Genomic DNA, 18,741 nt, shown 5'->3' with positions numbered 1-18,741 from the left:
TCTTATTCTCCTTCGTTAGCGGTTTTCATCAAATTGAAAAAACCTTCTCTTTTTTCTTTAGCAGGTAGTTTCAAGAGGGGACGTGCCTGATTTAAGTCTAAATCAGCCTCAAAACCGGTAATGGCTTTTAGCTGATCGCCTTGCACAGATTTGCCATCTTCTGTATAAGGATTGATAAGGAAATGACCTTCTCTAATCCCTTTTTCAACATCTAAATAAAGTTTGCGATTGTATTTAAGTAATAAGTCTATTTCTTCGTGGCTGTAGAGATTATTTTTAGTCTGATAGATACCACTGTCTAGATAATGGCTTTCATCTTTTAAGAAAATCCCTTTATAGGTTAGTTGACTATAGAGGTTTTCAATAATACTACTATCTAGAAGTTTGAACTTAGCCAGATCAAGTTTTGGCTCTTGCATATGCAAATACATGGCACCAAAAAAAGAATTTTCTTGATCTTGACTTTCTTTTAAGGCAGCCATATAAGTAACCAGTTGGGAATTCAAACCATTATAAAATTTGCCTATATCAAATTTACTACTGCTTGACTTATAGTCAACAATTCCAATACTTTGGTCCTTAAGGCGGTCAATCCTATCAATAGTACCGTTAATGAGGAGTTTATTATCAATAGGTAACTGGAAGGTTTTCTCTTGACTTAGACTAGCTAGAGCAGGATTTTCTTTTAAGATTGCAGCTGTTGATCGAGCAATATCTTCTAACAAATAAAGGCTGTACCTGCCTTGAGCATCATTTTGATAATAGGTTTTAAAAGCCTTATCCTCATTAGCAGTCATAATAGCCTTATTTAATTTAGCATCAAAAGCAAGTGAGCTATTATCAGCCATAAGGAGCTCAAAAACCTTATGAAGATAGGTCCCATGGTGACGCGCATCTGGATGAATCGATTCTATCTCTTGCAAACCAAGTAGGTACTGTAGAAAGAATTTATACTGATTATTATAATAAATAGTTAGGGCCGAGTTAGATAGGCTAATAGGTTTATCTTTAGGATATTTTGCCTCAATAACCTCTTGTGAAATAACTTTTGTCTGTAGGCGTTTTTTGGGTTCAGGAAAAATTAATTTCTCTTCTTTGAAGCGTTTTTTAAGGTAGCGAAGCATGACAGTCCAAAAACTTGCTTCTTCTTGATTTAATTCTTGAACAAGGTCACTACGGTTTAGTTCAATCACTTGGGACAACAAGGATTTGTAATTCCCAATATCCCTATCTATATCAGAAAATTGATGGCTATCTTTCTCGATTAACTTAATACCAAAACCATGTAAAATGCTTAGGTAAACTGACATGTCACAGCTTACTTCATTTAAAACCAAGGGAAAGCTTAGAACGAGCTTTGTTTGAGCAGAATTCAATAAAGACAGAGCTGTATAATGATTTTTTTTACTATTTTCATCGCTAGAAATGTCAAAACGTCGGAAATAATCGGTTTGCTGATTAGTCATGGCTCGTTCTTGATCACTTATTAGACTTGTATTTTTAACCTGTTTCGGAAAATTAGACTGGCTAAGTCCAATCGCATAGACAAATGGCTTACTATGAGCTTCTACCAAATCATAGGATTTGACAGAAACAACATCTAAGGTCGCAGGTATGGTCCTGTAATCAGCAGACTGCATGGCAAGCTTAAGCAAGGATAGGGATTCTTCTAGGCTTATTTTCTCTTTACCAAAAATAAGATGATAATTTTCTAAAATAGTAGTAAAGGTTTTCCAGACCTCTTGGTCTTTTTCAAGGACATTCTCTGACTGTCCCAAACTTAATGCTTGAAAGTTCTTAGCCAGATTAATTGTCGTAAAGAAATCAACAATTTTTTGAATCAGGGATTGACCCAGTTGCTTTTGACTTTTAAAAAGGGCTTGTAGGGGGGTAACAATTTTTATACGAATCTGGTTTAGCTCTTGTAAATCATACTTAATCCTATTTTTAGAGTCCTTGGAGTTGACAGTGAAGTCTCGTGAAAACTTTGTATAGCCATTAATATCAGCAAAGGCTAAATAGTAATCAAAATGATCAATCTCTTCTGTGGTAAAATCTCCAAACAGACTAGATTTCAAAAGATTAATAATATCTTCTTTACGCCAATTGTAACGCCTACACCTTTCTAAGGACTCTATGAATTGGACTAAGGGATGATGTGACATAGTCTCACTTTTTCCAAAATAATAGGGAATTTCATACTTATCAAATATTGGCCCTATTTGCATCTGATAAGCATCCACATCCCCTAACAGGACCAATATATCTTTATAACGGTAACCTTCATAGAGTTTTTGGCGAATATCCCTTGCCACATGTTCAATTTCTTCTTTTTGATTAAGGCTTTGCCACATAACCAAGGCTTCTTTGTCAGCATCACTTAAAAGATAATCTGTTTGACTAAAGTCATAATGAGCCTCAAAAAGGCGAGATATATTGGTAAAGGCTTCCAGATAAGTCTTGCTACTCTTATGGTACTCTGCCTTTATCTGGTAGGTCAGAGAAAGATTTTTGAGGAATTCTAGGCTGGCTTGATAAGCATTACCTTCTATAAACGTTTTATGATAGGCTTTTGAACTAGCATAGCTAGCAATAACCACTTGATGGCATTTCTCATTTAATAAGGAAATCAGATATTCTTCTTCAGCAGAAAAACGGGTGAAGCCATCAACAATAATAACTGTTTTTTCTAGTTCTTGGTCAACAGATCCTTCTTTAATTTCCCTAGCAAAATAAGTTAGAGGGTTGACTTGTGCAAAGTCCTTTTCTTTTAAGATGGTATCAACTTCTGAGAAGATAGTAAGTAAATCAGCCTTTTTTTCTATATTTTCTAATATGAGTTCAGACACATCTAAATTAGCCGTCTTTAATTCTTGATAAAGTTCAACTAATTGTTTAATAAAGGGTAAATCTTTTTGAAGCCGATGGTATAATCTTAAATCCCCTTCTTTTAGGTGTAAAATAGCCTGATAAAGAACCATTAACAGTCCATTCTCATCCAGTATCTGTCCAGAATTTGCCTGCTTTAAGGTAAAATACCTAGCCATTTGAGCAAAACGGGTAATTGTAATATCAAAAGAAGCTTGCTCCGGTAATAATTCTAGGACTGCTCTTTCCTTTTCAAATGAAAGGGAGTTAGGAGCAATATAAAAAACCCGATAGCCTTTTTTAGCATAGCTATCTGCTTCTTTGACTAGAATTTCTGTTAAAGAATAATTGATATCTGTATATAATAATCTCATGCTAATCCTTCTTTTTGTGTCCTTCTTTTTCCATTATAACAAAAGTAAGGCCATTTACCATCTTCCCTATTGTAACTAAAGACACTTTAAACTGATTCCCAAATTAGTAATTAAGAGCATAGCTTATACTATTTGATAAAACTGGTCTTTAAAAGACTAGAACTCTAAGTTCCAGCCTTTGAGACTTTTTTACCAATCATTTATTACCAATTATATCAGATTATTTAGTTTCTACTTTTTTTAAGCAGCCATCTTCCATTTTATAGATAGCATCACAATGTTCAGTCATACGAGTATCATGGGTAACCATAATAATTGTTTTTTTCTTTTCCTTACATTCTTTAGCCAGAACAGCTACAACCTCATAAGCTTTTTCTGTATCTAAGCTAGCAGTTGGTTCATCTGCTAGGACTAAAGCTGGTTCATTATAAAGAGCACGTGCAATAGCTAAACGCTGACGTTCTCCTCCTGATAAGTCTTTTGGAAGTTTATTTCTTAAGTGCCAGATTCCTAAATCTTTAAAGAGTTTTTCTTGTTTTTCTTCTCTTTTTTGATGATTTAATCTATCAACAAGTTCTAATTGTTGCTGAACTCTTAGAAAAGGGATTAGATTAGAAGCCTGTAAAATAAAACCAATATCTGTAAACCTTAACCCTGATCTTTCTTTCTCTGAGAGTTTGGTAAAATCATTGCCATTGATAAAAACCTGACCCTTACTCGGACTCTGCAGGCCTCCTGCTATGGTTAAAAAGGTCGATTTTCCTGACCCTGAAGGACCTATAATAGCTACAAACTGGCCTTCTTCTATCTTTAAATTGGTCTCTTTTAGGGCCTTAATAGTGGAAGAACCATCTTGAAAGGATTTACTTACGTTTTTAAATTCTAAAACTACCATTAGTGCTCCTATGCTATTACTTTTAAAGGATCTATCCTTATGATAACAAGGACAGAAAAGAGAGTGCCTAATAGGGCAAAAACAATGAGACTAAGAAAAATCACTAGATAAAAGAAGGGATTTCCTAAAAAGGGAACATTAGTAGGCAATAGTAAAGAAGTTAACCAAGTTAACAGTAGTCCCATAGTACTTCCCAAGAGACTTAAAAGGAGTGTTTGTCCAAGAACTGCAGTTGAGATAATCTTATTAGAAATCCCTTGTGCCTTCATAATACCAAAAACAGGTGCTTTTTGAATGGTTAAGACATACATAAAAATACCAATAATAATAGCTGAAATCAGTACTAAAAAGCCAATCATAAAAGCAAAGGTTGCAATTTGAGCACTGTAGCCTGGAAGTTTATTGATAAAAGATGTCATAGTAAGTTTTTGAAAGTCTTTGTCTTCATATTTATCTAAGTTTCCTCTGATAATAAAAGCATTGACAAGTTTTTCTTTACTGGGCTTACTAGTATTTGATCTGAGTTCCTGAAAGCTATCCAAAGAGGTATAAATAACAGGAGCCACATTAAAGCTAGCTTTTTGGCTTATTCCAACAATCTTATATTCCTTGTCACTATTGGCTATTTTTAAACTATCACCAAGCTCAAAACCATTTTTATCTGCTAAGGATTGGTCAATGAGGACTTCTCTAGCCTCTTTAAATGGTCTTCCCTTAATAATCTTAGGCATTAGAAATTGCTCAGCCTCTATTCCAAAAAAGCTTACTTTTTCCTTGTCCTTTTCTTTAGGATGTGCTTTTGTCCAAACAACAGTATTTAACTGAGCTAAAGCTGCAACCTTATCAGCTTTAATAGACTCTTTAGCATCTAGCCTTAGATTGGAAAAGTTTAAGGTACCATTTGCTTCTTTGGAAAGTAAAACGGTATCGGCCTTCCACAAATCTATAGCTGATTTGTTCTCTTCAATCAAGCCATAGGATAAGCCCGATAAGAAAAACATCAGATAAGCAACCAAAAGCAGTAAAAAAGCAATCAGACTGTACCTTACTTTTGCTTCCTTCATTTCATTTATAGCTAGGAACATGTCTTCTCCTTTTATTTTGTGAGCCTTGGTGGTACTAGGTTATGAGTTAAAGTTAATCACAATCTCCACATCTTTTGCCAATAACTTACTAACACGACAATAATCAAATACAAATGCTCTTAAATCGTCTTCTCTTTTTTTATCAAGAGTTTCAGATAAGCTAATATCTATTAAAAATTTTCTGTCATCATATTTGGCATAGGTCTTTAAATCAATAGAGTCTTTCTTAAATTTCTTAAAATAATAAGACTGAACACACATGGAAACACATGATGCTAGTGACATGTTTAAAAGACTCATTGGAGTTTCGCCATCTTTTGTATAACCATATAGTTCAATAGGATCACCATAGCCCTTTGACTTTGTATAATAGACTTTTTGGCTACTTAATTCTGTTTCGTACATCCTCATACCCCCTTTTGACTACCATTATAGCAAAAAGAGTTCCTTAATCAAAAGAACTCCTCTTATCATTATCTTACTTGAGCATCTAGTCTTTCAACCAGAGCCTTGGTAATTTTTTCCATGTATTTTGCTACTTCCTCATCTCTTAAACTATCCTTAGGATTTTGGAAGGTTAAACTGTAGGCCATTGATTTTTTACCTTTTTCAATGTTAGCACCAGCATAGACATCAAATAACTTAACAGAACTTAAGTATTTAATAGCAGCTGACTCAAGACTATCCAGAATATCCTGATGACTGACATTTTCTGATACAAGAAGGGCTATATCACGAGAAACTGCCGGTACTTTTGAAATGTCTACAAAGGCTTCCAAAGCTTTTATTTTTGCTTCTATAGCTAGTATATTCAGCTCCGCTACATAGGTTTCTGGAATATTATAATGCTTAGCTGTTTGGGGATGAACCTGACCAACAAAGCCAATTGTTTCCCCCTCCAAAAGAATACGGGCTGTACGTCCTGGATGCATACTTGGCATTTCCTTTTCAGCTACAAAGCTTACCTGTAAATCAAGTTTAGAAAAGAGGGCTTCTAGAATACCTTTAGCATAAAAGAAATCAACAGCTGTCGCCTTTGTCTGATAGTCTTTTTCTGCAACCAGTCCTGTAATGACAAATGCAAATGTATCTATTTCTTCTGGCAAATCCTCTTTAGGATTACCTTCTTGCTTAAAGATTTTTCCGATTTCATAGAGCGCTAAATCTGTATTTTTTCTGGCCACATTATAGGCAATGATATCTAGCATACCTGATACCATATTTTGGCGTAGCACAGAATGTTCATTAGACATAGGCCACATTAACTCTGTTAAATGGCTGGCTTCAAGTGCAAATTCAATAGCCTTGTCAGGTCTTGTTAGGGCATAAGAAATAATTTCTGTTAAACCTGAACCCTCAGCAATGGTTCTCATTTTACGTCTTAGAACTTGGGTACTTGTTAATTCACCTGCTGTTCCACCTGCTTCTGGGAGACTTGTTGGCAACTTATCATAACCATAGATACGCGCAATTTCTTCTACTAAGTCAGCTTGAATGGTAATATCCCAACGGCGTCTTGGAACTGAAACGGTAAATTCTTCTGCATTTCCCAGAATTTCAAAGTCTAATCTAGCAAAGATAGTTTCAATATCTGAATAAGCTAAACTTGTTCCCAAACGTACATTCACATAGTCTAGACTTGTTGTTACTTTAACTGCTTCATGAGGAACTTGACCAGCCTGTAGGCTACCTGCAAGAACCTGACCTTGTGCTAATTCTGCTAGCATAGCTGCAGCAAAGTCTAAGGCTTGCAAAACAGTGTCATAGTTAATACCTTTTTCAAAGCGTGATGAACTTTCAGAACGTAAGTTTAAGCGACTACTTGTTTTACGGATAACTTTTCCATCAAAGACAGCTGCTTCTAGAACCACCCTTTGGGAATTCTTATCAATTTCTGTTTCTTTACCTCCCATAATACCGGCTAAAGCTACTGCTTTATCATTAACAGAAATAACCAGGTCTTCTGGAATAAGGTCTCTTTCAACACCGTCTAAGGTTACAAGCCGCTCACCAGCGCGTGCTTGACGTGCTACAATCTTATTGGCTTCAAATTTATCTAGGTCAAAAGCATGCATTGGCTGACCAAAATAAAGTAAGACATAATTGGTAACATCGACCACATTATTGGTAGGACGAATTCCAGCATTCATTAAAAGGTTCTGTAACCACTGAGGACTCGATTGAATGGTCACATTTTCTACCACCCGACTAGCATAGGTTAAGACCTTGTCTGATTCAATAGCCACTTCCAAGTGCTCACTTGCAGCCTCGTCACTTTCATTGAGGATTTTTTCAGGGAAATGAACAGACTTACCATAAATAGCAGCTACTTCATAAGCTACCCCACGCATAGATAGGGCATCAGCTCTATTTGGCGTAATAGACAACTCAATAATAGAATCATCCAAGTCTAAATAAGAAAAGATACTATCTCCGGGTTTAGCATAATCTGGTAAAATCTGTATGCCTTCAGAAAATTCTTTGGGAATAATGGCGTCAGAAAGACCAAGCTCTTCTAATGAACAAATCATGCCTAGAGATTCCATTCCACGAATCTTGCCTTTTTTGATTTTATAATTATCAGCTATACGAGCCCCAGGAATAGCCACAATGACCTTAATTCCTGCCTTAACATTTGGCGCCCCACAAACAATTTGACGTGGGCTGTCATCCCCTGTATCCACCTGACAGAGATGAAGATGGGTTTCTGGCACATCCTCACAGGATAAAATATGCCCAACTACTAATTTAGAAAGGCCCTCAGAGGGAATTTTCACTCCTTCAACTTCAATACCAGTTGTAGACATTTTCTCAGCTAATTGAGCTGGACTAACATCAATATCAACTAATTCTTTTAACCATTTATAAGATACTAACATACTTCACTTTCTTTCTATATTCTAGGCGTCTTTATTGCTTTATTTATTTAAAAAGCTTATGCAGATACTTGAGGAGACTTTTTATTTAAATTGTTGTGAAAAACGGCTATCACCCTGATAGAATCCACGAATATCATTAATACCATAACGTAGCATGGCAATTCTTTCTTGACCTAAACCAAAGGCAAAACCTGAATAAACTTCTGAATCAACACCTGACATTTCAAGAACTCTTGGATGAACCATTCCGGCACCCAAAATTTCAATCCAGCCTGTCTTCTTACAGACGTTACAGCCTTTTCCACCACATTTAAAGCAGGAAACATCAACTTCAACAGAAGGTTCTGTGAAGGGGAAATAAGATGGACGTAGACGAATTTTTCTTTCTTCTCCAAACATCTTCTTGATAATTAGCTCAAGGGTACCTTTGAGATCCCCCATAGAAATATTTTTTCCAACGACCAAACCTTCTATTTGATGGAATTGGTGGGAATGAGTGGCGTCATCTGTATCCCTACGAAATACACGGCCTGGTGACACCATTTTAAGAGGGCCTTTTGAAAAATCATGCTGGTCCAAAGTACGCGCCTGTACTGGACTAGTATGTGTGCGCAAAAGAATCTCATTTGTAATATAAAAGGTATCTTGCATATCACGGGCTGGATGGTCCTTAGGGAGATTCATTCTTTCAAAATTATAATAATCTTTTTCGACTTCAAAGCCATCTATAATCTGAAATCCCATACCTAAGAAAATATCTTCAATTTCTTCACTGGTTTGGGTCAAAACATGACGATTACCCAAGGCTACTTTTTTACCTGGTAAGGTAACATCAATGCTTTCTGAATCAAGCTGAGCCTGAATTTTTGCTTCTTCAACAATCTTTGCCTGTTCTTCAAAGGCCTCTGTTAAAATATCACGAATCCTGTTAACCTGCTTACCAACAAGTGGACGCTCTGTAGCTGATAATTCTTTTAAGCCCTTCAATAATTCTGTCAGGCTGCCTTTTTTACCTAAGACAGATACCTTTAAGTCTTGTAATTCTTTAGACTGATTGCCCTGAAAGCCCTTTAATTGATCAAGTGTTTTATTTTTTAGTTCTTCTAGTTGTGTTTGTAAATCCATTATATCCCCTTCTTATTTAACCTAATAGATAAAAAAAGTGCCAATACCCCACACAATTGCGGAGCGTTGACACGCGGTACCATCCGTTTTTATCTGATAAGATCAGACCTTAATTTTAAGTCATCTATGAGTGAATTCTTAACAGTTTCATTAAGAAGGCTTGCAGTCTATGGCCCTCACTCCCTGGTAACTTCCCTGTTAATACTAGTCTCATTGACTTCTATTCAATTAACCTTATTCTACCAGAAAATACTGAAACTGACAATGGCTAAGTTTTTCATAGAAGCTCTGCTATTTTCCTACATGGTCGACCTTAATCTGGCCAGTTTGATAATTAACCTGCAAGCCTTTTTGGACATTGGGGACAAATACATTAAACTCTAAACTACCATCTGATGATTTTGCTTCTAAGTGACTGCCACTTGCTACAAGGTTATTTCCTTCATAAATAAGACTGACACGATATCTGACCCTCTTATTCTTATCCAAGGCTTGTCTAACTAGCTTTTCATAGTAATTTTGCCCTGTTGAACTGGCATCACTAGCCTGATTAGCCCAGGCTAATTGGGTGGCAATGTTAGCTGGATTACTTGTTGAGGCATCATAGTTTTTTAAGCCACCAATAAGGGCATAGCCTAGTAAATGCCCTCGGTCAACAGCATGTTTATATCTACCTTCTAGACCATGGACTTGATGCCAGCCTGGCGGCTGCCAGGAACTGTAGCCATTACCAGTTTGATGACGCTTTTGGTATTGTCTTGTTGTTTTATCAAGTAAGGCATTAGCTATGGTAGGAAGGAGTTGATCATTCACATGCTTGGTTTCATTATGAGCATAGGCAAGGCTTCTTACCTTAGCATTTAAAGAGCTCTTATTTCCATTGATAATAAATGCTCCAGCTCCATTCCATTCTATCTGACTTCCTAATTGCTTTTTTACATCAGCAGTCAAAACAGAAGAGGCTAGCTCTTTACTTGGCCTTTCTTGAAGAGCATCTCTAGGACTTTTACCATTTCTGACTGTCTGATAGAAGTCTCTAAGTGGATGATCCTTTGGAAGGTAATCACTTTGACCAAGATAAGTAAAAGCTAGTATGAGTAAACTAGTTAAAAATAAATTCAAACGACTGGCTGGTCTTTTCCTTTTTCCCATATTCCTCCTTATAAAAAAAGCAGGCAAGGCCTACTTTCCTGTAAATTTGTTAAATAATTCTGACCATTTGTCTAAAGATAGGATTGATAAGGGTTTATGTCCATCTCCAATAAGACTATAGCCAATCATTAAGCCTATTGCTAAAAACAGACAAGCTAATAGGGCTATTATGATAATGAGCGCTAATTGTTTAGCCACATATTTCCATCTACTTGTCATCAATTAGTCCTCACTTATACGTTCGATATTTGCTCCCAGTTTTGCTAATTTTTTATGAAATTGATAGTATCCTCTATCCAAATGGCTTAATTTGGTTACGGTTGTTTTTCCCTTTGCAACCATGCCACTAAGAATCAATGCTGCACTTGCACGTAAATCCGTTGACATAACAGGTGCTCCCTGTAATTCCTTACCTCCATGAATCATAGCTGTATCACGCAAAATTTCAGTTTGTAAGCCCATCCTACGCATTTCTTCCAAATGTTGGAAACGATTTTCAAAAACAGTTTCAATCATGGTTGACTCACCCTTTACCACAGCCATTAAGGAGGTAAACTGAGCCTGCATATCTGTTGGGAAGCCTGGATGAGGTAGGGTTTTTACGGTAACAGGTTTTAATGTGCTAGTATCTGCTTGAACACGAATGCCTGCATCTTCTTCTGTAATAATAACTCCCATCTCCATAAGTTTAGAAATAAGTGGTCTATTATGTTCCCAGACAGCATCTTTAATGAGTAAATTTCCTGATGTCATAGCTGCGGCTACCATGAAGGTACCTGCTTCAATTCTATCTTGAACCACATCATGATCAACCCCTTTTAAGTGGGTTACTCCCTTGATCGTTAGGGTTTCCGTTCCAGCCCCTCTAACCTTTGCTCCCATTTTATTAAGTAATTGAGCTAAATCAACAATTTCAGGCTCTCTGGCAGCATTTTCAATAACAGTTGTACCTTCTGCTAAAGTAGCTGCCATCATGAGGTTCTGAGTAGCTCCTACTGAGGGAAAGTCCATATAAATATTAGCCCCTTTTAGGCGATCAGCTTTCGCTGTAATATCCCCACTATTTTGGGTAATGCTTGCGCCCATAGCCTCTAAGCCTTTAAGATGGAGGTCAATAGGACGACTTCCAATAGTACAGCCTCCTGGCATGGAAACCTTTGCATGACCATTTCGAGCTAAAATAGGACCTAGTACCACAATTGAAGCACGCATTTGACTAACATAATCATAAGGGGCAACATCCAAGATATCCCCAGAAGCATCAATAGTTATTTCTTTATTGTCTTCATCAAAATCAACTTGAATATTTAAGCCACGAACAACATTATTCATAGTATAAACATCTGAAAGAATAGGCACATTTCGTAAGACTGTTTTTCCTTCTGAAGGTAAAATAGTCGCTGCTAATAAAGGTAAAACAGCATTTTTTGCCCCTTCAATAACAACCTCTCCCTCTAATTTTGTATTACCACCTTCGATAATAATTTTATCCACGACTCTCTCCATTTCTTTTGACTAATAATAGTAAAATTATATCATATTTTCATCTTTCAAACCTAACTAAGCTACCCATAACAGATTTTGACTAATTTGGATTAATTCCAGCATAAAATGACTAACAAGAAATCCCATTATAATGGCAAGAAAAAAGACAAAAAGCTTAACCTTGCCCAAATTATCACTACTACTTTTCCTTAATTTTGACCAGTCAAAGATACTGATTAAAAGTTGGTAACTAATGCCTATAAAAACTAAATGACTGACAAAACTTAATAAATTTCTGATATATTCCATAAGACCATTATAGCAAAAGTCTCCAATTTGGAGAATCATTTATTTAAATAAAAAACAGGCTCCCTAAAGAGTCTATTTTTTTCCTACATTGATACGATTTAAGGCACGTCTTAGAGCTACCTTGGCTCTTTGGACTTCATCAATATTGTGAGTTGTTTGTGCAACTTCAATTTCATGCTCTGCTCGTAACTTAGCTCTCTGCGCTCTGCTAACGTCAATATCACGTGAGCGTTCGGCAGAATCAGCCACAATCGTAACAAGATTATCTTTTACTTCCATTATGCCACCATTAATCGCAATCCAATCCACATGGTTGTCATCATCAATACGACGAATTTTCATTTCATGGATAACAAGAGGAGCAATTAAATTAATGTGATTTGGTAAAATACCAATTTCACCATCGGGTGTCTTAACTGAAATATATTTAGCATGATGATCATACTTAATACCATCTGGCGTTACAACTTGAACAGTCATTTGTGTCATTGTTGCACCTCACTAATATCCCATTTTTTTAGCTTTTTCAAGAACATCCTCAATTGGTCCAACTGAACGGAAAGCATCTTCTGGAATCTTATCATATTTACCATCAAGAATTTCTTTAAAACCACGAACAGTATCAGCAACTGGAACATATGAACCAGGAAGCCCTGTAAACTGTTCAGCAACATTGAAATTCTGAGATAAGAAGAACTGAATGCGGCGCGCACGACCAACCAAGGTTTTTTCATCATCTGATAATTCATCCATACCTAAGATGGCAATGATATCTTGTAATTCACGGTAGCGTTGTAAAACACGTTGTACTTCGGTCGCAACAGCATAGTGTTCTTCTCCAACAATCTCGGGTGAGAGGGCACGTGAACTAGAAGCAAGCGGGTCAACCGCAGGATAAATACCCATTTGAGTTAACTTACGTTCCAAGTTAGTTGTTGAATCTAAGTGGGCAAAGGCTGTAGCTGGCGCTGGGTCAGTATAGTCATCTGCAGGCACGTAGATAGCTTGGATAGAGGTAACAGAACCCTTTTGAGTAGAGGTGATACGTTCTTGTAATTGTCCCATTTCTGTAGCCAAGGTAGGTTGATACCCAACTGCAGAAGGCATACGTCCAAGAAGAGCTGAAACTTCAGAACCTGCTTGGGTGAAACGGAAAATATTATCAATAAAAAGAAGCACGTCTTGCCCTTCGACATCACGGAAATATTCAGCAATAGTAAGTCCAGTAAGAGCAACACGCATACGTGCTCCAGGAGGTTCATTCATTTGCCCAAAAACCATGGCTGTTTTTTCAATAACGCCTGATTCTTTCATTTCCCAATAAAGGTCGTTTCCTTCACGTGTACGCTCTCCAACACCTGTAAAGACTGAAATTCCACCATGTTCTTGAGCAATGTTGTGAATTAATTCTTGGATAAGGACTGTTTTACCAACACCTGCACCTCCGAAAAGTCCAACTTTTCCACCTTTTAAATAGGGTGCAAGCAGGTCAATAACCTTAATTCCAGTTTCAAGTATTTCTGATGATGTTGATAATTCATCAAAAGTGGGTGCTTTTTTATGGATCGGTTGACGTTTGGCATCTTCTGGAAATGGTTCTTCCAAATCAATGGTTTCCCCAAGTACATTGAAAACACGTCCCAAAGTTTCTTTACCTACTGGTACACTAATAGAACGACCAGTATCTAAAACTTCCAATCCACGAGTAAGCCCATCAGTTGATTCCATAGCGATTGTACGAACTAGTCCATCTCCAAGTTCAAGAGCAACTTCGAGAACGACTTTTTGTTTCTTATCGTTATCTTTATAAACTATCAATGCATTATTAATCTCTGGTAATTTTTCGCCATTTGCAAACAAAACATCAACAACTGGACCAACAACCTGAGCAATTTTGCCTGAGCTCATTTATTTCTCCTTATATTTCGACAAAAGCTTATCCCGTCTCTTTTAGATAGGTATTGCTTTTAAATGGTTTTATCAATTTACTGCTCATTGATAAATAGTAACTAGTAACATCTGTATTTATGCTTACCTTAACTTTAGTCTAAAGCATTCGCACCAGCTACAATCTCTGTTATTTCCTGAGTAATTGCAGCTTGACGAGCACGATTATACTGAATGGTTAAATCATTAATAACATTTTTAGCATTATCTGTTGCTGTTTGCATAGCAGTCATACCTGCCGCATGTTCTGCTGTTTTAGCATCAATAATAGCCCCAAAAATCAAACTTTCAGTAAATTGTGGTAAAAGCTGTTCTAAGATTATGTCACGGCCTGATTCTAATTCAAAGCCTCCTACACCCTCATCAGCAGCTTCTTCAGCTACTAAATCAGAGATAGGTAACATCTGTTGCACACGAATTTGACTGGTTAGGCTATTAATATGATGATTATAGCAAACATATAATTCATCAAAAATTTCATTTTGAAACATATCAACAGATTTAGAGATGATTTTTCCTACTTCTTCAAAACTTGGTTGATCAGCTAAACCTCTTAATTCAAAGGAAACATTCATCCCACGAGCTTTAAAGAAATCAGAACCGACACTACCAATTGAGATAATAGAATAATCACCACTACTATGATATTCTTCAATCATTTCCATAACTGACTTTAAAATCTTTGAATTATAGCCACCTACAAGACCCTTATCCGAAGTAATGACAATATAGCCAGTCTTCTTAACAGGTCTCGCAGCCAACATAGGATTAGCAGAACCTAGTGTTAATTCTGATTTCAAGAAGTCAGTTGTTATTTGACGAATCTTTGAAGCATAAATTTGAAAATCACGAGCAGCTTGCTCAGATTTTACAAGTTTAGATGAAGAAACCATCCGCATGGCACTAGTTATTTTACTTGTTTTCTCAGTTGAAATAATCTTTGTTTTAATTTCACTTAGTGAACCTGCCATACTAGTATCCTCCCACTCTTATTTAAAGTTAGCTTGATCTTTAAATGCTTTAATAGCATTATCAAGTTCTGTTTCATCAGGAAGATCTTTTGTCTCACGAATCGTTTCAAATAAGTTGTCATAATGCAAATCAAAGTAGTCATATAATGCTTCTTCAAATGCTAAGATATCGTTGACAGGAACATCATCCAAGAAACCATGGGTAAGAGCATAAAGAATGACAACTTGTTTTTCAACAGGAAGTGGTTTATGCAGTGGCTGTTTTAAAATCTCAACGGTACGACGACCACGATTGAGTTTTGATTGCGTAGCAGCATCCAAATCAGAACCGAACTGAGTAAAGGCCTCAAGTTCACGGTAAGAAGCTAAGTCTAAACGTAAAGTACCAGCAACTTTTTTCATTGCTTTAATTTGAGCAGAGCCCCCAACACGAGAAACTGATGAACCTGCATCAATAGCTGGGCGAATCCCTGAATTAAAGAGGTCCTCTTGCAAGAAAATCTGACCATCCGTAATTGAAATAACATTTGTTGCAATATAAGCAGAAATGTCTCCGGCTTGTGTTTCGATAAATGGTAGGGCTGTAATAGAGCCACCACCTAAGTCATCTGAAACTTTTGCTGAACGCTCAAGCAAACGACTGTGTAAATAGAAAACATCCCCTGGATAGGCTTCACGGCCTGGCGGGCGACGTAAAAGTAAGGATAATTCACGATAAGCCACAGCTTGTTTAGATAAATCATCATATACGATTAAGACATGTTTCCCCTGATACATAAACTCTTCTGCCATTGCTACACCAGCATAGGGTGCAATGAAAAGTAAAGGCGAAGGTTGTGAGGCTGATGCTGTCACTACAATTGTGTAGTCAAGAGCACCATACTTACGTAGGGTTTCTACCTGTGTACGTACAGTTGATTCTTTTTGACCAATCGCAACGTAGATACAAATCATATCCTGACCTTTTTGGTTCAAGATAGCATCAATTGCTACAGATGTTTTACCTGTCTGACGGTCCCCGATAATTAATTCCCGCTGACCACGGCCAATCGGAACCAAAGCATCAATTGCCTTTAAACCAGTTTGTAGGGGTTCAGACACAGATTTACGTTGCATAACACCTGGAGCAGGTGTTTCAACTGGCCTAAAACCAGTAGTTGCAATATCTCCCAATCCGTCTACAGCTTGTCCTAGTGGATTTACCACACGTCCTATAAGAGCTTCACCAACTGGAACTTCCATGATTTTCCCAGTACGTTTAACAACATCACCTTCACGGATTGTTGAAAAATCACCTAAAATGATAATCCCGACATCATTAGACTCAAGGTTTTGAGCCATACCGAAAGCACCATTTGAAAATTCAAGAAGTTCTCCACTCATAGCATTATCAAGCCCACGAGCACGAGCAATACCGTCACCAATATAAGTAACGACTCCAGTTTCTGTGACATCGAAATTTGGCTGGAAGTTCTCAATTTGCTTTTTAATTAAAGCGCTAATTTCTTGTGCATTAATTGCCAAAAGTCACACCACTTTCTATATTAATTTCCTTTTAAATTCATGTAATTGTCGACGAAGACTCGCGTCAATAATCTTATTATTAACCTCAATGATAAAGCCTCCAATAATGGAAGCATCCACCTCTTCAATCAACTGATCTGTTTTAAGCCCAAATTTTTTAGTAACAAGAGCCTGTACACGAACCTTTTGGTCCTCTGTTAGAGGAATTGCAGATGTTACTGTAACATCATATTGATTTGTCACTTGAGCCACTAATTCTAAAACGCTATGAAGGATTGGATATAAAAATTCCTCACGTTGGTTTTGAATGATGACTTCAAGAAAATTATTGATATATACTGAATCAGTATCCTTAAGCAGCCTTACTAGCTTTGCTTTTTCAGACCGTGTAACTGCCAAACTTGATAAGGTTTTTTCAAGCTCTGTTGCTTTAAATATTTCTAAGATGGCAAGTGTATCAGCCTTTAGTGAACTAATGACATCATGTTCAAGAGCAACCTCAACAAGGCTTTTAGCATATTGCTCTACAAGAGCCTCTTCTTTTTTAGTCATTAGGCTTCTCCTAAATCATTAAGATAACTATCAATAAGTTGGCTCTGTGCTTCCTTATCTAGATGAGTATTCATGATTTTTTCAGCTAAAAGAACTGTTAAATCGGACATTTCTGCTTTTACACTAGAAATAGCCTCTGTTTTGCTTTGTACAATATCTGCTTGCGCTTTTTCTTTCAAACGACTAGCTTCATCAGCAGCTTCTACTATTAATTTTTCGCCTTGAGCTTGACCGATTTCTTTTGCACCTGTAATGATTTGGCTTGCTTCTTGTTTTGCACCAGTTAGTTCATCTTCACGTTTTTGAGCAAGAGTTTCTGCATCTTGACGAGCTTTTTCAGCACTATCAATATCTTTTGCAATTTTGACTTCTCGAGCAGCAAAAATCCCTGTAATCTGCTCCCATGCAAATACTCTAATGAGAACAAGTAATAAGATAAAAGAACCAGTTACAATAATAATATTGCCTAAACTTGTACTATTTAATAGTAATGACATCTTTCATTGTCTCCTTTCTTATTCTTTCTCATGATTCACTTTTTTTCCTATGTAAGTTGATGTTAAAAGAACAAAAACATAGGCTTGTATCCCTGAAATGAAAGCTGAAAAGGCAATCCAAAGCATTGTGAGTAAGAATGCAAGAGGCAATGTTAAGAAATTAACATGCGCAAACTGCAATAATAAACTCAAGACAACTTCACCAGCATAGATATTACCAAACAAACGTAAGGTTAAAGAAATAATATTTGTAAATTCTTCAAGAATGTTCATTGGCAACATAACTGGGGTTGGCTGAATATATTCTTTCACATATTCTTTAATTCCAGCTTTTCGGATACCTTCAAAATGGACTATTATAGCAACCATAAGGGCTAACCCAAAATCGACTGCTGCATTAGCTGTAGGTGAGGTCCAATAGTTGAATTCACCTACTTTTAGGGTTGTTAATAAGCCAATATTATTAGCTACAAAAATGAAAAAGAAAAGACTAAATGTAAGGAGGCTATAGTTACTGTTGTATTTGCCCAAACTTTGTTTTGTGATACCTTGGACAAATTCAAAAAGCCACTCTATAATATTCTGTTTGCCTTTAGGCTTTATCGTCATATGTCGACTTGACCAAAAGATAAAAATAAAGGCAACTAAAACGGTTAAAAGAGACATCATCAGGATAGTTAAATCAAACTGGATACCAAGAAATTGTACCGTTGGATTTTGAAGTTTTTCCAACCTTATCCCTCCTTCTTAATGAATTGCGCTGTCTTCTTAATGTACAAAGAATGTTGAAGCAAGTAACACGAAAAATGTTCCTTCAATAAAGGCAACACCTAAAATAAGAAGTGATTGTAATTTACCAAACATTTCTGGTTGACGAGATGCAGCTTTAGCGACATTTGCTACCATAATACCTTCACCGATACTTACGCCTAACACAGCGATACCAAGAGCTAAAATAGCTAAATTCATAATTGAATTCTCCTTTAATATTTTTTTACCTTGCTATTCTATTCCTTAATATAGAGAATGTCAACCAAAACACGAGAAGTGGGTACGTTTTCTTAAACCATTCCTAACC

The 18,741-nt window shown here is 36.6% G+C and carries 18 protein-coding genes; all 18 read right to left on the bottom strand.

Annotation, left to right across the window (positions count from 1 at the left end; translation table 11 throughout):
* Nucleotides 1-2: 2 nt before the first annotated feature.
* Nucleotides 3-3,242: an ATP-dependent nuclease subunit B gene (rexB, locus tag A3GU_RS0101695; protein ID WP_018365807.1), complete on the bottom strand. Its 3,240-nt coding sequence runs from the start codon at nt 3,240-3,242 to the stop codon at nt 3-5.
* A 220-nt stretch (nt 3,243-3,462) separates the two neighbouring features.
* Complete coding sequence (locus A3GU_RS0101690) at nt 3,463-4,137, bottom strand: ABC transporter ATP-binding protein (protein WP_018365806.1); 675 nt, start codon at nt 4,135-4,137, stop codon at nt 3,463-3,465.
* Nucleotides 4,138-4,145: 8 nt separating this feature from the next.
* A complete protein-coding gene (locus A3GU_RS0101685; protein WP_018365805.1) occupies nt 4,146-5,222 on the bottom strand; it encodes an ABC transporter permease in 1,077 nt (358 codons plus the stop codon).
* A 39-nt stretch (nt 5,223-5,261) separates the two neighbouring features.
* Nucleotides 5,262-5,627 carry an OsmC family protein gene (locus A3GU_RS0101680; protein WP_018365804.1) on the bottom strand — a complete coding sequence of 122 codons (366 nt, stop codon included), beginning with the start codon at nt 5,625-5,627 and terminating at the stop codon, nt 5,262-5,264.
* 68 nt (nt 5,628-5,695) lie between these two features.
* On the bottom strand, nt 5,696-8,101 hold the full coding sequence (pheT, locus tag A3GU_RS0101675) for a phenylalanine--tRNA ligase subunit beta (RefSeq protein WP_018365803.1): 2,406 nt from the start codon (nt 8,099-8,101) through the stop codon (nt 5,696-5,698).
* An 81-nt stretch (nt 8,102-8,182) separates the two neighbouring features.
* On the bottom strand, nt 8,183-9,226 hold the full coding sequence (gene pheS / locus A3GU_RS0101670) for a phenylalanine--tRNA ligase subunit alpha (RefSeq protein WP_018365802.1): 1,044 nt from the start codon (nt 9,224-9,226) through the stop codon (nt 8,183-8,185).
* Nucleotides 9,227-9,517: 291 nt separating this feature from the next.
* Nucleotides 9,518-10,378: a DNA/RNA non-specific endonuclease gene (locus A3GU_RS0101665; RefSeq protein WP_018365801.1), complete on the bottom strand. Its 861-nt coding sequence runs from the start codon at nt 10,376-10,378 to the stop codon at nt 9,518-9,520.
* A gap of 30 nt (nt 10,379-10,408) precedes the next feature.
* Nucleotides 10,409-10,597, bottom strand: coding sequence for a DNA-directed RNA polymerase subunit beta (locus tag A3GU_RS0101660; protein ID WP_018365800.1), 189 nt, complete (start codon nt 10,595-10,597; stop codon nt 10,409-10,411).
* Nucleotides 10,598-10,600: 3 nt separating this feature from the next.
* Nucleotides 10,601-11,872 (bottom strand): UDP-N-acetylglucosamine 1-carboxyvinyltransferase, encoded by a 1,272-nt coding sequence (gene murA / locus A3GU_RS0101655; RefSeq protein WP_018365799.1) that lies wholly within the window; start codon nt 11,870-11,872, stop codon nt 10,601-10,603.
* A 66-nt stretch (nt 11,873-11,938) separates the two neighbouring features.
* Nucleotides 11,939-12,172, bottom strand: a complete 234-nt coding sequence (locus tag A3GU_RS0101650) for a DUF1146 family protein (protein WP_026216408.1) — start codon at nt 12,170-12,172, stop codon at nt 11,939-11,941.
* Between the two features lie 72 nt (nt 12,173-12,244).
* Complete coding sequence (locus A3GU_RS0101645) at nt 12,245-12,661, bottom strand: F0F1 ATP synthase subunit epsilon (protein WP_018365797.1); 417 nt, start codon at nt 12,659-12,661, stop codon at nt 12,245-12,247.
* Between the two features lie 12 nt (nt 12,662-12,673).
* On the bottom strand, nt 12,674-14,080 hold the full coding sequence (gene atpD / locus A3GU_RS0101640; protein WP_018365796.1) for a F0F1 ATP synthase subunit beta: 1,407 nt from the start codon (nt 14,078-14,080) through the stop codon (nt 12,674-12,676).
* Nucleotides 14,081-14,214: 134 nt separating this feature from the next.
* Nucleotides 14,215-15,090: a F0F1 ATP synthase subunit gamma gene (locus tag A3GU_RS0101635; RefSeq protein ID WP_018365795.1), complete on the bottom strand. Its 876-nt coding sequence runs from the start codon at nt 15,088-15,090 to the stop codon at nt 14,215-14,217.
* A gap of 18 nt (nt 15,091-15,108) precedes the next feature.
* Nucleotides 15,109-16,614, bottom strand: coding sequence for a F0F1 ATP synthase subunit alpha (atpA, locus tag A3GU_RS0101630; RefSeq protein ID WP_018365794.1), 1,506 nt, complete (start codon nt 16,612-16,614; stop codon nt 15,109-15,111).
* 15 nt (nt 16,615-16,629) lie between these two features.
* A complete protein-coding gene (locus A3GU_RS0101625) occupies nt 16,630-17,166 on the bottom strand; it encodes a F0F1 ATP synthase subunit delta (protein WP_018365793.1) in 537 nt (178 codons plus the stop codon).
* On the bottom strand, nt 17,166-17,663 hold the full coding sequence (gene atpF, locus A3GU_RS0101620; RefSeq protein ID WP_018365792.1) for a F0F1 ATP synthase subunit B: 498 nt from the start codon (nt 17,661-17,663) through the stop codon (nt 17,166-17,168). The genes A3GU_RS0101625 and atpF overlap by 1 nt, the downstream gene beginning before the upstream one ends.
* A gap of 18 nt (nt 17,664-17,681) precedes the next feature.
* Nucleotides 17,682-18,395 (bottom strand): F0F1 ATP synthase subunit A, encoded by a 714-nt coding sequence (atpB, locus tag A3GU_RS0101615; protein WP_018365791.1) that lies wholly within the window; start codon nt 18,393-18,395, stop codon nt 17,682-17,684.
* A gap of 36 nt (nt 18,396-18,431) precedes the next feature.
* Entirely contained in the window at nt 18,432-18,635 is a 204-nt protein-coding gene (locus A3GU_RS0101610) for a F0F1 ATP synthase subunit C (RefSeq protein ID WP_156812682.1), read from the bottom strand.
* Nucleotides 18,636-18,741: the final 106 nt, after the last annotated feature.

The sequence above is a fragment of the Streptococcus didelphis DSM 15616 genome (assembly GCF_000380005.1).
GTDB lineage: Bacteria > Bacillota > Bacilli > Lactobacillales > Streptococcaceae > Streptococcus > Streptococcus didelphis.
The sequence above is the reverse complement of the archived record's forward strand: the minus strand, read 5'-3'. Positions and strand labels throughout refer to the sequence as shown.

Excerpts from the sequence above, each read along its gene's own strand:
- rexB (WP_018365807.1), bottom strand. The coding sequence starts at position 3,242 with ATGAGATTATTATATACAGATATCAATTATTCTTTAACAGAAATTCTA.
- A3GU_RS0101645 (WP_018365797.1), bottom strand. The coding sequence starts at position 12,661 with ATGACACAAATGACTGTTCAAGTTGTAACGCCAGATGGTATTAAGTAT.
- A3GU_RS0101650 (WP_026216408.1), bottom strand. The coding sequence starts at position 12,172 with ATGGAATATATCAGAAATTTATTAAGTTTTGTCAGTCATTTAGTTTTT.
- A3GU_RS0101685 (WP_018365805.1), bottom strand. The coding sequence starts at position 5,222 with ATGTTCCTAGCTATAAATGAAATGAAGGAAGCAAAAGTAAGGTACAGT.
- A3GU_RS0101680 (WP_018365804.1), bottom strand. The coding sequence starts at position 5,627 with ATGTACGAAACAGAATTAAGTAGCCAAAAAGTCTATTATACAAAGTCA.
- atpF (WP_018365792.1), bottom strand. The coding sequence starts at position 17,663 with ATGTCATTACTATTAAATAGTACAAGTTTAGGCAATATTATTATTGTA.
- A3GU_RS0101665 (WP_018365801.1), bottom strand. The coding sequence starts at position 10,378 with ATGGGAAAAAGGAAAAGACCAGCCAGTCGTTTGAATTTATTTTTAACT.
- atpD (WP_018365796.1), bottom strand. The coding sequence starts at position 14,080 with ATGAGCTCAGGCAAAATTGCTCAGGTTGTTGGTCCAGTTGTTGATGTT.
- A3GU_RS0101635 (WP_018365795.1), bottom strand. The coding sequence starts at position 15,090 with ATGGCAGGTTCACTAAGTGAAATTAAAACAAAGATTATTTCAACTGAG.
- A3GU_RS0101625 (WP_018365793.1), bottom strand. The coding sequence starts at position 17,166 with ATGACTAAAAAAGAAGAGGCTCTTGTAGAGCAATATGCTAAAAGCCTT.
- pheS (WP_018365802.1), bottom strand. The coding sequence starts at position 9,226 with ATGGATTTACAAACACAACTAGAAGAACTAAAAAATAAAACACTTGAT.
- pheT (WP_018365803.1), bottom strand. The coding sequence starts at position 8,101 with ATGTTAGTATCTTATAAATGGTTAAAAGAATTAGTTGATATTGATGTT.
- A3GU_RS0101690 (WP_018365806.1), bottom strand. The coding sequence starts at position 4,137 with ATGGTAGTTTTAGAATTTAAAAACGTAAGTAAATCCTTTCAAGATGGT.
- A3GU_RS0101660 (WP_018365800.1), bottom strand. The coding sequence starts at position 10,597 with ATGACAAGTAGATGGAAATATGTGGCTAAACAATTAGCGCTCATTATC.